Genomic DNA, 16,943 nt, shown 5'->3' on the forward strand with positions numbered 1-16,943 from the left:
TTTTAACCTACTACAGGAATTACTATTTTCTCGCCTTTTTCATCTTTCAACGGGGTCAACCCGGCAACTTGATTAGCCGGATCGTTATTAAAGGCCTCTACCCGGTATTTTAATCGTTGAGCATATTTTTTTAACACCAAGCGGTCTTTCCCGTCGAAAACAATATCATCCTTGGCCAACTCTTCTAAAAACATAACGTATTTAGTTTCAGAATAGTCTCCGAGATAGTAACTTTCGGCCACATTAAATGACGGTTTACCACTATATCCGCCATCCAACTCCGTCCACCATTTTGGGCGCTCCAATTTATCAGACACCTGAAATATAGCTCGTTGATACTTTATATCGGCAGCAACTTTCACCTCCTCGCTTTCGTCTATTTGCAATACAAAACGATACGCTTGCTCGGCTAACCGGGGATCATTCAAAAAAGTAATCGTTATCGTATCTAATTCCTGTCCGGCAGAAAACTCACATTTTTCCGGTAAATCATATAACTCAGCCGGCAATGTCGTCAATTTGGGATCAGCGGACACACTAAATGCCCGGTTCTCTATTAACCATCTTCCTTTGGATCTTATTGGAATCTCCACAGAAACTCTATCTTCATTATAGGTTCTAAAGGATAATACGGTACTATCTACCGTCGCATCCGCTACAAAAGAAAGAAATATCTTATTATCGGAAAACTCTTCGATTCCTTTTCTATCACAGGAGGTCAATCCTCCTATCAATATTAACGCAAAAACAATAAAAGATTTCATAACTATTTATTAATATTAGTTTCACTATTCGGTACGGGAACGACAAAATTCTCTTCTTTAGCCTCTATCGTTTTACCTCTTTCGCTCGGAATATTTTTATTCAAACGCTTATACAGGTAGAAAGTCTGACCTTCACCGATCCAATCCCGACGCATATCATTAATCAACAGATGATTGAATTCCTCTAAAGTCGCATTATTCACATCTTTTATCGATTGATCCGTTTTTCTCAAGCCCCGTCCCTCTTTTACATAGTTCAAATAAGTCTTAGCCTTTGCAAGTCCGTCTGCATCTTTTTCAGCTAAAATTTCAGCGGCCATATAATAGATCTCACTCATTCGGATCAACGGAAGCAATGTTTTGCTAATTTCTATTGCGGTAGAACCTCCCGTTGTCGGAACATCATATTTCTTTAACCGATAGTAAGAATTATAATTTTTCCAGTCATCAATCCCATTCATATAACGAGAATCATTCGATTTAAAGGTTTCAATCTTATCATCATATGTCAAATCTGACCCGAAATAATTACCTTCAATTTCGGATATACAGAGAAAAGTTGCAATTTTTTCATCCGTAATATCGTTTATTTTTTGATTTAATTCCGGTAGATCGATCACGTACAAGCCAAAAATCACGTCTCTGTATAATTTTGAACCGCCGGAAGAGGTACTAAACGGAAAAGCACGATTCTTGGCAACAAAAGTGATGATTTCATTGGCTTGTTCCAATGCCTCCGTCTCTTTCTGGGCATATAAATAAACCCGTGCCAATAAAGCTGTTGCGGCCCAATAATTCATATGATACCCCCGCCGAGTGAAAAAGATATTATCCCCGTTTCCCGGTGTCTCAAAGGTTACCGACGGACTAAACGACTTAGCGGTATCAATCTGCCAAAGCAATTTTTTAGCTTCTTTCAAATCCTCGATAATCAATGTTAAACACTCGTCTACCGTTTTCGGGTTTGAGATATAAGAGGGATAAACGTTTATATAAGGAATAAATTTTCTACCTCCTGGCTGAGCTACAGGTGCCGGAGCAAACAAACGCAGCATATCGAACTGCAAAAATGCGCGTAAACCTAAAGCTTCTCCCCAAATCATCGATTTCTCCCGATTTTTCAAGGGAAACATAGCCGGATCGGTATTTTCTATATTTTTTATAAGATTGTTGCAATTGGCCACGATATTATACGTCTCATCCCACATGGATTCGATCTTGGGTTTCAGATACTCGTTATCCCAACTATATGCAGCCGCACCTCTCTCCATAGCATTCAACTCACTGGAGCCATACGAATAATCATACACTTGCCCCAAAGCATCCACTATACCCCAACTCATATTCATTCCATACAAATTCCCTGTTCCCATGGTATAATAGATACCATTCAGCGCATGACGAAAACCGTCAGCAGAATCAAAAAGATCTTCTTCATCAATTTCATCCTCCGGTTTCACGTTCAACCATTCGTTACATCCCGATATAAAGAATGGTAAAAACAATAACAATAAAAATCTATATTTTTTCATATTACCTAAATTCTAAAAAGTTGCACGTAAGGTGAAATTTATACTTCTTGCAAACGGGTAGCTGGTTCCCCGTTCCTGTTTCACACTGGACAAACGGAAAATATCGTTCATTTGAAATTCTATATTCAGCGTTCTCAAATAGATTTTTCGTAACAAATCCTGATTAAAATCGTAACCGAGGGTCAGCGTACTCAACGATAATACATTTTCATCCTGTACAAAGCGGGAGGTAGGCAGTGTTACCGCATCTCTGTTTTTAATATCTTTTAACGGAGCTATATCTCCCGGTTTCTCCCAACGCTGAGTCAGCACTCGTTTATCCACGTTACTGTTTTCGATATCCGCATTCTCTACGCTATTCACCAAAGTTTCATTGTAGATCTGTTTACCCCAATCGTAAGCAAAAGAGACGAATAAACTCACGCCCTTATAGGTAGCATTTACTCCGAAAGAACCACTGGCATCCGGCTCCGTATCTCCCAAAACGACTTGTTGAGACGATTTCCATTTACCGCTAACCTGACCGTTTCTGTAGAGATACAACTCTTTACCGGTGGTCGGATCGATACCCAAAGAACGGACTCCGTAAATTGAGGTTAAAGAAGCTCCTTCTTCGTATTTCATCAATGGCTTGGCATATTCTTCCATTGTCTTATCCCACCACGGAACCAATTGCTGACTCACCTCCGCATCGGCATAATAATCATCAACCTGACTATTATACTGTTTTAAAGCATCGGAAACCTTCAATATCTTGTTCTTATTATGAGTTAAATTTCCCCAAATATTCAGATACCAATCTTTACTTTTTATAATATCAAACTGAGCCCTGATATCAAAACCCTCATTCAAAGTCTCTCCTAAATTACTTTTATAAGAAGGAAAACCAGAAGAGCCAGGTAAAGTAACATCCGTGATCAAATCCACGGTTTTATCATGATAATAATCAAAATTTAAAACTATACGATCACCCCAAAAACCTAAATCCGTACCGATATTCATCTTATTCGTCGTTTCCCACTTTAAGTCCTTATTACCCAAAGCCCGTAAACCAACTCCGAACCCGGATATATACCAACGGTCAAAAGTCTTATAAATAGTCTTTGCATTGTAAGGGGCAAAGTTGGTTTTTCCGGTTTGCCCGTAAGAACCTCTTAACTTTAAACGGGTTATTACTTCATTGTTCTTTAAAAAACTGTAATTATGAACATTGATTCCCAAACCTCCGGACCAGAAAGGCGCCCATTTCTGATCCAATCCGAATTCGGAAGAGCCATCGAAACGGACGGAAAGATCCGCTAAATAGATATCATTCCAAGTGTAGTTGGCTAACAAAAGAAAACCGACCAAGCGAGTTAGGTTTTCAGATTTCGAAGGTTTATTATAAACTTCCGCGGCAAAATTCGGAGAGTGATATTCTCCGGACGGAAAACCCCGATAGTGAGACGAAGTACTCTCTGTTTTGGTATTCGTTGCATTCATTACCAAAGAAGCATTTAAAGCATGTGCATTTCCAAATACTTTTGTAAAATAAGCTCCTATCTGAGCATCCCATTTGGTTTCGTCTCCTTTGGTAATATACAAATCACCCATATACTCTGTTGAGGTTATTTTGGAAGATTTCGGATCTATAAAACGCTCATTTTTAGACATAAATTTTGTTATAGCGAACTGACCTTTCAAATGAAAATAGTCCGTAATGTAAACCTGAGCCATCAAACGTTCGATAAAAGTATCCGATTTATCGTACTGGAAATTATTTAACAAGGCTTCATATAAAGGATTATTCTTTCCGTAATTCGTATTATCTCTTTTTTTAGAAAATTCTAATTTTTGAATAAGATTACCTTGTTTGTCATAAGGACGGTCATACGGTTGCAAATGAGCATAATCACTAAAATCACCATAGGGAGAATCTTGGGCATCCGTATAGGTATATTCTATATAATTAACAACCTGCAACCAATTCCCAATTCGATAATCCACATGAAAACCGAGATCTAAATTATCCCGATAAGAGTCTTTCATCACTCCATTATCGTTTTTATAACTGACATCGAGTCCATAACGCAAATCCTTGTTACCACCTTCAACAGACAAGGTGTGTTTATGTTTAAAAGCATTACGTAAAGGTAAAGCCAACCAATCCGTAGTAACACCCTCTTTTACACGTACCAAACGTTCATTATAGGCATTCATAGCCTGCATCCAGGTTCCTTGGAAAGCAATATTCGGATCAAACAAACCGGATTTCATTTCTATTTCCAATTTTTCTGCCGCATTTGCCAAATTATAATCCGTAAGATCTGGCATTGAAACTTCTCCTGTCAAACTATAAGAAATCACCACCTCTCCCGGCTTGGGAGCAACCGTGGTAATCACCACGACTCCGTTAGCGGCCCGGGATCCGTACATGGCCGTTGCAGAAGCATCTTTTAGGATCTGTACATTCTCTATCCGCATCGGGTCCATATCGTATACCTTCTGTACGCTCACCTCGAATCCATCCATAATAAATACCGGAAGATTCGGATTGTTTTTCAACGAAGATTTGGACAACGCATCCTTATCCAAATCCTTTACCCCGATACCGGAACGTCCCCGGATATACATTTCCGGAACGGCATTCGGGTCGGAACCCCATTGATTGCTTTGTTGTATCCGGAAAGAGGGGTCGAAAGTAGACAATGCTTTTATTACATTCGTTTTAGAAACCTTCAATAACTCTTCTCTCTTGATAGAAACCGAACTACCCGTAAAACTCTCCTTTTTAATATTCGCGTACCCGGTGACCACCACCTCGTCCACCTCTTTTACCTCCTCTTTCATCGTGATGACCAACTCTTTCTCGTCGTCTTTCGGGTCCTTGCTAAGACGATGTTCCACCTTTTCCATCCCGATAAAAGTGAATACAAGGATGGTCGTGTCCTGTTTGGGAATTTCGATGGTAAATTTTCCGTCGAGATCCGTCGAAACGCCTAAAGTCGTACCTTTAATCACAACCGTCACGCCCGGAAGGGGTACTTTTTGAATATCGATCACTTTTCCTTTGATTACTCTTTTCTTATCCTCTTTCTTCTCCTCTTTAACAGGAGTAATGATCACAACATCATTTTGGATTTCATAAGAAAGGGAAGTTCCTTTCAACAGCTGATTTAAAACTTCTTCCAAAGCCGCATTTTTTACATTGAGGTCTCTTTTGCCGTATTTCAGGACCTCTTCCACCTGATACAAGAAACGATAGCTCGTCTCTTTACTCATGTTCGTAATGATTTCATCGATGGTAGCGTCTTTCATATTCATGGTCAATTTCACGACCTGCTGACCGGCATTGACCTGCAGAAAAAAGACCGACATGAACAGAAGAAGAACGCAACGTTTAAAAATAAATCGCATTTTTAGCAATCTTTGATTCTCATCAAAGACCCCGATTCCGTTTTTTTTCATACTTTTACATGCTTAATGATTAATGATCGATTTGTTAATCGTTATCTAAACTCAATTTTCAAGCAGAAGATAGGACCAGTATCTTCTGCTTTTTATTTTTTACTACTCGAATTCCATTACATCCTTTTACGCACCACCACATTGTTTTTATTGACCTCGAAAGAGATCTTCGCCGATTTCTCTAACATCCGTAAAGCTTCCGAAAAATCTTCATACCGTTCCAACTCTCCGGAGAAATGATAATTTTTCACTTCCGGATTCATGTAGAAAATACGAATATCATACCATCTGCTCAATCGGGCCATAATCGATTCCAAGGTCTCGTTTTTCATCACGAAACGTCCGTCTTTCCAAGCCGAATAGGCTTCTGCATCCACTTCTCGAGAAGAGAGCTTCCCGCTTTTTTTATTATAAACAGCTTGCTGATTCGGATGCAATTCCACGGACTGATTACCTAAAACGACCCGAACCGCTCCCTGATTCAAAGTCGCCTCGACATCCTCCTCATCAACATAAGCCTGTACGTTAAATTCCGTTCCCAAAACTTCTACCTGCAACTTATTCGGCGTGTTGACAACAAATGGATGACTTTTATCTTTCGCTACCACAAAAAAAGCTTCTCCCTTCAAAAATACCTCCCGCTTCCCCTCGCCGAACAACTCCGGAAAACGTATTTCTGAATCAGAGTTCAAATAAACCCTCGATCCGTCGGACAAAGTCAGATTATATTCCCCTCCCCGGGGAATACGGATCGTAGAATAACGAATCTCCCGCACTACCGTATCTTGTCCTCCTCCCTGTAAAGCCACACTCTTTCCGGTATTTAAGGCCACGACACCGTTATTTAAAACGATCTGCTGGACATTACTATCCTGCAATTCGATCTGCTCTCCTCCGGACGTAATCAAAATCGCCTTGGATGTTCCTACCTGAATACCGGTAAATTCGACAGGCGGTAAGATCTCTTCCCGTTGTTGGAAAAACCACAAGCCGACACCGACCAACAAAGCAATCGAAGCGGCGATCCCGATCCCCCAACCTAATTTCCGGTTTTTCTTTTTAAAAGGAGATAACTGTTGCTCGAGCGCTCTCCACTCCTTTTCAATATCCAATCCCTCCACGTACTTATCCCGCTCCGCTTTGTTATCCGAATCCATAATCCGGTCATACAATCTCCGATTGTCCGGGTCAGCAGCCAACCAACGCTCCAATCTCTCCTCCTCCCCGGAGGAAAGTCCGTGAACAAATTGCTTGGCTATCAAACGGGATATTTTATAATCTTTAGGTTCTAACATAAAACTTCTCTCCTTCATTTACAGAACGACTAAGAAACTCAAAAGGATGACTCGCTCTCTCTATTATTTTCATTTTTAACATTTCAATAGCACTTGGGGACGGGGTAAAAGTGCTATATCGACTGTTTTCAAAAAACAACATAGAAGCAATATTTATCTAATTTAGCTTAGACGGAGCGATGGCAAACAAATTCAAAGTATCTCTATTGGTAAACCTTCGAGATATGTTTTATACCTTGGCGCAAAACGAGAAACGATACGGAATATTCCCCGACCGCAATATTCGCATAAACAATATTTGTGATATATCTATGTACGAAGACCATGAATTCAGAGGCTGTTATCGGATTTTGCGCTCAAACGGTTCAATGTTGCCAAGCCTTTAACCGTTAGCAAATATTTCTGCCGTGGATGTCGTGGCTTATCTGGATAGAGCATACAAACAAATTCCTCTTTGATGGCAGGATTAAGTGAGTATTCCATAAAGTTTTCACGATTTTTTAATCCTATAGCCAGCATCAGTTCTTTTACAGACAGGCGATTGCCGGAAAGAGCCTTAATCAGGCGAATGATATTTTCATTGTCCGTATGCCATGCATCTTCGGTACTTGTCGGGGTACTTGTCGGGGAGAGTGCAATTGCGTTCTCCAGAGTATCAACGACCAAATATCGGTTCTTCAACTCATTGTTTTCACCCATTAACAAATTGCGGAAAAAACGTTCCAGATATTCGGATTCCCGTTTTACACCTTTCTGAATATTTTGGTAGTTAGCTCTTACCAATGCATTACGGAAATACCAAGAATGATTGGCAAAAAGGTTATTTTCCACATCAAATCCCATGGAACGTAAATACTGAATGGTAAATACAGCAGTTGTACGTGTATTGCCCTCTCCAAACGGATGTATCTGCCATAAGCCTGATACGAAATTGGTTATATGTCTAACTATTTGGCTGATGTTTAATCCTGTATAGTCAAAGGCTCTTTCTTGTTCAAAGTCATATTCAATAGCCCTTCGAATGTCGGGAGCAGATACGTACAATATAGTATCTCCACGAAGTACCCATTCCTTTTTCGTTATATTATAATTGCGAATTTGTCCTGCAAATTCGAACACATCGTCGAATATGCGCCGATGTACAGCAGTTAGTCCGGCTATGTTAAAAGCAAAAGATCGTTCATTAAGTAACTTAGTTATGTTGGTAGAAACCTTATCCGCTTCTTCTGTTCCATTATCCTTTTCAGTTTGAATATCTTTTGACTCATAGTAACTCTTGATAAGTTCCTGCACTTCATCAATAGTTATATCCCCCTCGATGTGTCTACGAGCCGTATTAATAAGATATTCAGAGGGCTTTAAGCCATCTACTGCCTGTAAACCAATAGCTGTCTGCCACGCATAGCCTTTTTCTCGTTTCTGCGGTTCACTCTGACGGATATATTCGTCGAAATTAGTCATATCAATTTGTCTATATAGTTCTATTGATCGCTGATCTTTTGTTGTGGAGGATTCCGAGGAAGCAATTCGCAAAACAGCTTGATCGATACACAATTTTTATGTTCAAAAAACGTATCGAGTAATGTTTTGTCCGAATTTCCACGAGAATATCCTATGATAAGCACTCACAATAAACGTCCGGCAAATTTTATTGCTTATAAATGCGTATTGAGTACTTTTCGGATCACCATCGATTAGAAATGCCGTTCCCGTTTTACCCATGATTTAAATCCGATGCAGAAAATATAAAGTCCTCTGAAAACGTCCCAATCTGATGTTTTATCTGTTCTGCTATTTTCATATTTTATCTTGTATGCAGATGTAAAGATACAAAAAACATCCCGTTATTTATGTAAAAAACGGGACGTTTATTCTACCACCTTATCCTTTTCCGTTCTTCGTCCATATATTCATCTGTCTATTTTAATGCTTTTATGATGCGCTCCTTCTGCATTCGTTATCGACCAATACGAAGTCGTAAATAGCACTTTTACCCCGTCCCCAAGTGCTATTTAACATTTCACCCACGATCTCAAGATTACAAAAGCGCCGGAAAACCGACAAGAATAAATTCATAATCTTTTCATACATTTTGCGATGAACGACTTATTATCCACGCGTGACAAAAAATAGTCGGAAGGAGAAAACTCCTTCCGACTATTTATCGAAACACTAAAACAGCATATTCTATAAATCACCCTTATACAGTAAATCTACCGGCATTCCTTCTACCCTCCACTCCGTATTCGCGGTAACTTTAGGAGAATTCAAATTTAGCCGGTCAAATTCGAACAGATGGAATTGTCCATCAGCCGTAACGACTCCCACCAAAGGACCCGGTTTCGGTTTCCAATCTTCCCAACAGTCGATCGCCATAATTTTTTTACCTTTAAAATCATAGTAAAGTCCGGTCTCCCCCGTTAACGGTCTATGCCAATATAATTTATCCTGTGCATCTCCCCCGTTAAAGAAAATATATTCATTATACTTTTTAAAACCTCCGGTACAAGACAAGTTCGTTATTCCCAAGGGACGTAAAGAGGAACGGGAAACCGTCACAATAGCTTTTCTGTTTTCTTTCTTTATCGAAAAGTCATGAATATAATACACCCCATTTCTATTAAAAACCGTTGTTACAACAGTCCCTTTATCACCTTCTTGAGATATGGCGGCAACCATTTCCCCCTCTAAATTGACAAAATCCTCTGCAAACTCTTTGTTGTCATATTGAAATACCAACGAACGCCCGGAGGTACTTTCCGAATACGAATCTTCTTCGATAGCTAAATAATTTCCATCTTCAGAGAATAATAAAAAGAAACGGTACGTGAATATATTTATCGGGATTAATTTTTGTATTTTCCGTCCCGCCAAATAAGGCTCCTTGATAAAGAATGCAGTGAAATGCTCATAGTTATCTTCATTCTTTCTTGAATACAGGTACCCGTCGTTAGACAAAACATAACTGTTCCACGGATAAAATCCGGCTTCTTTCATTTCAAAATTTACAGGCAGATCCCGATCTAAAAACTCATCCTGCAAATACATCACACGCTCCATGGTTACGTTATCCAGCTCGACAGAGCCTTTTCCCCCATTTTGCATAACCAATAATTGACCTTGAAAATCATCTTGTGCCTTATATTGATGCAATTTCACGGGATTCCCATCTAACGAACTACCTGTTAATGTTTTATAAACATCACGCTCTATGGACTTTACGATCATCGTATCGTTTTTCCCTTCCCAATACCCGCTTTTTTCTTCTGTTCGTAATAATGTCAATTCCGAAACCCCATTATTTTCAGCCAAAATCAACCACCCCTTTTTATACCGGGATTGCACTTTTATAGAAAAACGATTATAAAATTTTCTCCCGACCCTTTTATCGTAGACAATAAAAGCACACGCCTTGGTACCTATCTCTTCCGGAATATACTCCAATACAGAGTCCGTGGATACCAACTCCCCATCAATTTTCCATTCATACCCCAACTGTATGTCCACGCTATCCAATGAAAACTTCAGTTTCGGCTTCTTTACAATCACCTTATCACCGACATCCGCCGTTTCGTCCGCAATTCTTTTATCCCAACTAATCTCATTTAGTTTGATATAGTCATAATTTCCTTTGTCGTCAAAACAACTTAAAGACAACAAACCGATTACAAACAACACTATAAAATTGATTTTTTTCATAACTTCATTATTTTAAAGTCCGGTCATTACGGTCACCGTCATTTTTTCATTATTCTCTTCATCCATTACAGGTCTTCCCGCTTTTTCTTCCTCCTTTAAATACTTTTTAAAACGAAGTGCTAAAAGACGTTTCTGACTTGAATTTTTTTCACTTAAATCAGAAACACCTGTCACTTCCATAAAAAGCCGGTATTTTTTTTCCGAATATTTCCCTAAAAAAGCAATTTCCACTCGCCCACCTTCTTCCCACCAATCCGGTCTGGAAGGTTTATCCATCAACCAGATTCTGGCCATACGTTTAACCTTTGGACCTAATAAATAATCCTTACCCGCGTCAATTTGCAGCGTTAACCGATAGGATTGTGTTTTCAATTCCGGTGCATTATTAAACACGATATAAGCCGTATCTTTTGTCTGTCCCGCACGAAACGTAAAAGATTGAGGAATATCATATAATTTAGGATCTGCATCCGTCCCCTTACCGTAAGCTGAAACAGTATAGATAATATCCTGTTTTGGCACGAGACCGGAAACACTCATTTCAAACGGAAGTTTCACCTGATCTCCCGCGTGAAAGAAAAACGAAAGCATAATACTGTCGCTCTCTATACTCTTAGAGAAATAAATATAGGACTCATCCTCATTGTATTCAGTTAATTTTTCATAGCTACATGAAAAAAAACAAGCAAATACACAAAATAAAACGATATACATTTTCATAATCTCAAATTCTTAAATGTTTTCACTATCCGGTATCGGCACAATAAAATTGGTACCTAAATTTAACTCGGCCCCGTCTTTCAGTGGTATCGGACGTTTTAACCGTTTAAACTGAAAAAACATTTGACCGTCACCCAAAAATTCTCGTTGCATCTCATTATATAACAAATCCATAAAACTAGATTCTGTCGGCGTCGGAGGTGTCGATGAAAGTCCCCGAACGTTACGGATGTATTCCAGATAAGACCATGCTTTTTGTTTTTCAGCATCGGATGCGGCTTTCTTATACATTGTTTCTGCCAAAATATAGTACATCTCACTTAAACGCAACATCGGAATCATCTTCGTATTATATTTTCCTTTGGATTTATCACTGCTTTGCTCCCGGTATTTTATCAAAACCCGATCTCCATTCTTCAAAGGCTCACCATGCTCGTCTACAGGAACTTCTATTTGATAACGATAACGATAATCTCCAACTTCGTTCTTAAATATAACATTGGCCCCATCGGGCTGTAAAGCCAATCGAGTCGAGTAGTTACCGCTTCCCGACTCATTGACCTGTCTCTCGATATCCCCCAATTTCGCATTATAACCTGCATATATCACATCGTCATATAGTTTGATTTTCCCGTTCTTCATGTCGTATGACGAACTGGTAAATTTAAAACGGGTAGACCCTTTATCCGTCTTCAACAAACGATAAGCCTCATTATAAGCTTCATCCAGATTTCCGGCATAAAGATAAACCCGAGCCAATAAAGCCGTGATCGCATAATAGTTTAACCGATATCCTCGATGGCCGAAAAAACGATCGTCATTCGAATTTCCTCCCATATATTCCAGCCTGTATCCCACACTACTCGGCATATATAAAGTATCGTAATTAGCAACTAATTCACGTGCTTCTTTCAGATCCTTAACGATTCGCTCAAAAGTCTCCTTCATCGTTAATTTCGGAGGAAACATTACCGGGTAAACATCCACATACGGAATCCATTTAGCACCGCTGTTATCCACGGGAGAAGCAGCAAACATTCTCAACAAATCAAAATGCAGCATGGCCCTTAATCCTAACGCTTCCCCATGAATCAATGCCTTTTCCAAAGAACGTTTATAAAACTTCATGGAATCCGTTTGCTGAATATTGGCAATGATATTATTACAATTAGCAATAGCATTGTAAGCATTTACCCAAATAGCATCCACTACCGTTTGCAACCGATCATATTTATACTCGTACCCGACGGCCGTCCTATAAGCATGAATATATGTTTTTGTTCCATCAAATTCCTGTGCCAAATAAGCAATCAAACCATAGGATAACTCCCTTCCGTAAAGATTAGAAGAACCTATCGTTCTATAAACGCCATTTAAAGCATTCCGGAAACCTTCTCCGTTTTCAAACAAGAGATCTTCACTGATCTCCTCTTCAGGATTCACCGTCAACCATTCGTTACACGCGGATGTAAAAATGGCAAAAACAACTAAAAATAATAATTTATATTTTTTCATATTCCTGATTTCTAAAAAGTTGCTCGTAAAGAAAAATTTATACTTCTTGCAAACGGATAACTCGTACCTCTTTCTTGACGGATCGTGGAAAATCTTGCAATATCGGAAGCGCTCGTTTCTATACGTAACATACCGAGACCCCATTTCTTCAACCACTCCGTCCTAAAGTCATAAGATAACGTTATCGCGGACAAATCAATAAAATGATTGTCTTGGATAAACCGAGAAGAGGGACGGGTCGTCGATTCGCTCTTGGCAATATTCTTTAATGGAGCAATGTCGCCCGGCTTTTGCCATCTCATGGTCGCCACCCGTTTATCCACGTTAGCATACCGGATATTCGCATTCTCAACATCATTCACTAAAGTATAATTATATTCTTGTCCCCCGTATTCATACATAAACGACGTGAATAACGTCAGGTCTTTCCAACGTAAATTAAAACCGAAAGAACCTCTGATTTTAGGTTCGGGATCACCTATTACAACCTGTTCTTTAGGATCCCATTCATGAGTAACCGTTCCATCGGAATTAAGTAATAGTTCGTCTCCGGTTGCAGGATCGATTCCCAATGATTTCATCCCGAAAATCGCCGTTTGTGAAATACCCTCTTTATACTTCGTGTAAGCCCTTGAATTATCACGTTTTGAATCTAACTCGTCATACGAGGCATCAATACGATCATTATAACGTTTTAAAGCATCCGAAATCTTCAGCATTCTGTTCTCGTTATGAGACATATTGGCATACACGGAAAAATCCCAATCTTTACGCCTGATTATATTGGATCGGATATCCAATTCATACCCCACGTTCTCGACTTCTCCCATATTATCCTTATACACGGAAAAACCGGAGGAGGTCGGCAAGGTCACATCCGTTATCAAATCAAGAGTCCGTTCGTTATAATAACCGAATTTGAATTCCAAAAGTCCGTTTTTCAAACCAACCTCTATTCTTGAATCTAACTTACCGGTTCTTTCCCATTTCAAATTAGGATTTCCCAAATATTTCAATTTAACACCATAACCCGTTATGAACCAATCGTCCGTCATGGATTGATACATCGTAACGGCACTATAGGCGGGAAAATTTCCCTTACCAGTCAAACCGTAAGAAGCAGCTATTCTCAAGGTGTTGAATAAATTGTTATCTTTCATAAATGCATAATTATGGATGTTTAATCCAATCCCGAAAGCACCGAATGGAGCCACTTTTTTCTTCGTTCCATATTCGGAAGAGCCGTCAAAACGGAAAGAGAGGTCGAGCAAGTAAATATTATTATAGGAATAATTCAGTTGCCCCCGAGCACTGGCCATTCTTTTATTACTTTCCGTTTTCGCCGGTTTACCTACAACTTCAGCCGCATAATTAGGAGAGCTCAACAAACCGGACGGAAATCCTCTGTATTGCAATTTCAAATACTGCGACATATTAGAGCGCGCATCCACGCCAAGATCTATATTTACATTATGATGTCCAATACTTCTATTGTATGCTAAAGAAAATTTAGCCTCCCATCCCCAAGCTTCATTTTGGGTAAGATATAAATCTCCGGCCAACTGATTCTCACTCGTCGGTTCCGTACTTACCAATGTCGAATTAGGATCGACAAAACGATCCGTCTTTTCATATTGCTTTTGAACACTGAATTGTCCTTTTAGCTGGAAATACTCCGTTATATACCAATTAATCATAAAATTGTCTGTAAATTCATCATATTGAGAACGATGATGATTATGCAGGCTGGCTTCATATAACGGATTAAGGTTATCGATCCCAGAACCCCATCCCTCCAAATGTTTCAAATAATTACCATTCTCATCCTTAAATTTATTGTAAGGAAGAGCGGTGGTATACATCGAAAAATCGCCATAAGGAGACTCCTGATTTTTCATGAATCCATACGAAATCTGATTTCTTATCTGTAGCTTGTTCTTCAATCGAAAATCAAGGGAAAACCCGAGATTCATCGTATTACGATAAGAATCTTTCATCACACCGTCTTTCCCGGAATACATAAAATCCACCCCATAGCGCACCAACTCGTTTCCTCCTTCCAGATAGAGGGTATGTTTTTGAACGAAAGCCGTTCTTAAAGGCTTTCCTAACCAATACGTATCGACCCCTTCAAGAATATTTTGCATTTTTTCCTGATAACGGGATTCTTTATTTATCCAATCGTCAGAACCCAACACAGGATCCGGTTCAAAGCAACCCGCCAAACGCTCTATCTCCAATTTCTCTCGCGCATTAGCAATATTATAATCACTCAAATCAGGCATTACGATTTCTCCGACCAAACTGTAAGATACATTCAACGTTCCCGGTTTAGGAGCAACCGTGGTAATCACAATTACGCCATTGGCAGCACGAGACCCATACATTGCGGTGGCCGCTGCATCTTTCAATATAGTAATCGTTTCGATACGCATCGGATCCAAATCGAATACTTTTTGTACACTCACCTCAAATCCATCCATGATAAAAGTCGGTAAATTAGGATTGTTTTCCAAAGAAGATCTCTTTAGCGAAACATTATCAAGTCCTTCTTGATCTAACTCCTTAATTCCCATTCCGGATCTACCCCGAATATAAAGTTCTGGTACCGCATTGGGGTCCGAACCAAATTTATTATTTACGGCGATACGCAAAGAAGGATCGAATGTCTGTAAAGCCGAGATTATATTCGTCTGAGAAACTTTTAACAAATCATCTCTTTTCACCGAAACAGCATTACCCGTAAAACTCTCCTTTTTAATATTCGCGTACCCGGTGACCACCACCTCGTCCACCTCTTTTACCTCCTCTTTCATCGTGATGACCAACTCTTTCTCGTCGTCTTTCGGGTCCTTGCTAAGACGATGTTCCACCTTTTCCATCCCGATAAAAGTGAATACAAGGATGGTCGTGTCCTGTTTGGGAATTTCGATGGTAAATTTTCCGTCGAGATCCGTCGAAACGCCTAAAGTCGTACCTTTAATCACAACCGTCACGCCCGGAAGGGGTACTTTTTGAATATCGATCACTTTTCCTTTGATTACTCTTTTCTTATCCTCTTTCTTCTCCTCTTTAACAGGAGTAATGATCACAACATCATTTTGGATTTCATAAGAAAGGGAAGTTCCTTTCAACAGCTGATTTAAAACTTCTTCCAAAGCCGCGTTTTTTACATTGAGGTCTCTTTTGCCGTATTTCAGAACCTCTTCTACCTGATACAAGAAACGATAGCTCGTCTCTTCACTCATGTTCGTGATAATTTCATCGATGGTAACGTCTCTCATGTTCATGGTCAATTTTATGATCCGCTGGGCTGCATCAACCTGCAGAAAAAAGAACGACATGAACAGAAAAAGAACGCAGCGTTTAAAAATAAATCGCATTTTTAGCAATCTTTGATTCTCATCAAAGACCCTGATTCCGCTTTTTTTCATACTTTTACATGCTTAATAATTAATAATCGATTTGTTAATCATTATCTAAACTCAATCTTCAAGCAGAAAATAGGACCAGTATTTTCTGCTTTTTACATAACACTAAAATTCTGCTATTCTGTGTCACCACGTTATTTTTATTGAACTTCAAAGAGATCTTTACTGATTCTCCCGTATTCGTAAGCCTTCCGGGATATCTTGATACCGTTTCAATTCCTCGGACGTATTCTATCCCTTGTAAATCCAGATGAATCAAATATTTAAAACCATCTGTCGAACATTACCATCCTGCAATCCGATCTGTTTTCTTTTGAATGTGGTTAAAACCGTCTTGGATGTTCCCACACGAATACCAAAACACAAAATAATCAAAGCGGCGATCCCGATCTTCAAATCCAATTTCCGTTTTTTTTAAAGGAGATACCTTTTGCTCACCCCCCATTTTTTTCAATATCCGCCCCTCCATGTATTTATCCCGTTCCGACTTCTCCTCCTCCTTTGGGGAAAGTCCGTAAACAAACCATTTGACAATCAAAC

10 protein-coding genes and 1 pseudogene are annotated in these 16,943 nt (G+C 39.4%); all 11 read right to left on the minus strand.

Annotated elements, in window-relative coordinates:
* Nucleotides 1-2: 2 nt before the first annotated feature.
* On the minus strand, nucleotides 3-764 hold the full coding sequence (locus BN3283_RS10970; protein ID WP_059026663.1) for a DUF4843 domain-containing protein: 762 nt from the start codon (nucleotides 762-764) through the stop codon (nucleotides 3-5).
* Nucleotides 765-766: 2 nt separating this feature from the next.
* On the minus strand, nucleotides 767-2,296 hold the full coding sequence (locus BN3283_RS10975) for a RagB/SusD family nutrient uptake outer membrane protein (RefSeq protein WP_059026664.1): 1,530 nt from the start codon (nucleotides 2,294-2,296) through the stop codon (nucleotides 767-769).
* Nucleotides 2,297-2,308: 12 nt separating this feature from the next.
* Nucleotides 2,309-5,743, minus strand: a complete 3,435-nt coding sequence (locus BN3283_RS10980) for a SusC/RagA family TonB-linked outer membrane protein (protein WP_082667098.1) — start codon at nucleotides 5,741-5,743, stop codon at nucleotides 2,309-2,311.
* A gap of 116 nt (nucleotides 5,744-5,859) precedes the next feature.
* The gene (locus BN3283_RS10985) at nucleotides 5,860-7,056 is read right to left on the minus strand and encodes a FecR family protein (RefSeq protein WP_082667099.1); all 1,197 of its coding nucleotides are present in this window, start codon (nucleotides 7,054-7,056) and stop codon (nucleotides 5,860-5,862) included.
* 312 nt (nucleotides 7,057-7,368) lie between these two features.
* The gene (locus tag BN3283_RS10990; protein ID WP_059026666.1) at nucleotides 7,369-8,499 is read right to left on the minus strand and encodes a Fic family protein; all 1,131 of its coding nucleotides are present in this window, start codon (nucleotides 8,497-8,499) and stop codon (nucleotides 7,369-7,371) included.
* 165 nt (nucleotides 8,500-8,664) lie between these two features.
* Nucleotides 8,665-8,760: pseudogene (locus BN3283_RS14550) on the minus strand (DUF4357 domain-containing protein); the annotation flags it as partial.
* A gap of 465 nt (nucleotides 8,761-9,225) precedes the next feature.
* Complete coding sequence (locus BN3283_RS10995) at nucleotides 9,226-10,737, minus strand: PKD-like family lipoprotein (RefSeq protein WP_059026667.1); 1,512 nt, start codon at nucleotides 10,735-10,737, stop codon at nucleotides 9,226-9,228.
* Between the two features lie 12 nt (nucleotides 10,738-10,749).
* Entirely contained in the window at nucleotides 10,750-11,457 is a 708-nt protein-coding gene (locus tag BN3283_RS11000) for a DUF4843 domain-containing protein (RefSeq protein ID WP_059026668.1), read from the minus strand.
* 12 nt (nucleotides 11,458-11,469) lie between these two features.
* Entirely contained in the window at nucleotides 11,470-12,972 is a 1,503-nt protein-coding gene (locus BN3283_RS11005; RefSeq protein ID WP_059026669.1) for a RagB/SusD family nutrient uptake outer membrane protein, read from the minus strand.
* A gap of 11 nt (nucleotides 12,973-12,983) precedes the next feature.
* Entirely contained in the window at nucleotides 12,984-16,355 is a 3,372-nt protein-coding gene (locus tag BN3283_RS11010) for a SusC/RagA family TonB-linked outer membrane protein (protein ID WP_286137649.1), read from the minus strand.
* 331 nt (nucleotides 16,356-16,686) lie between these two features.
* Entirely contained in the window at nucleotides 16,687-16,941 is a 255-nt protein-coding gene (locus tag BN3283_RS11015) for a hypothetical protein (RefSeq protein ID WP_059026671.1), read from the minus strand.
* Nucleotides 16,942-16,943: the final 2 nt, after the last annotated feature.

Origin of the sequence: Gabonibacter massiliensis (assembly GCA_001487125.1) — a bacterium.
GTDB classification, from domain to species: domain Bacteria; phylum Bacteroidota; class Bacteroidia; order Bacteroidales; family Marinifilaceae; genus Gabonibacter; species Gabonibacter massiliensis.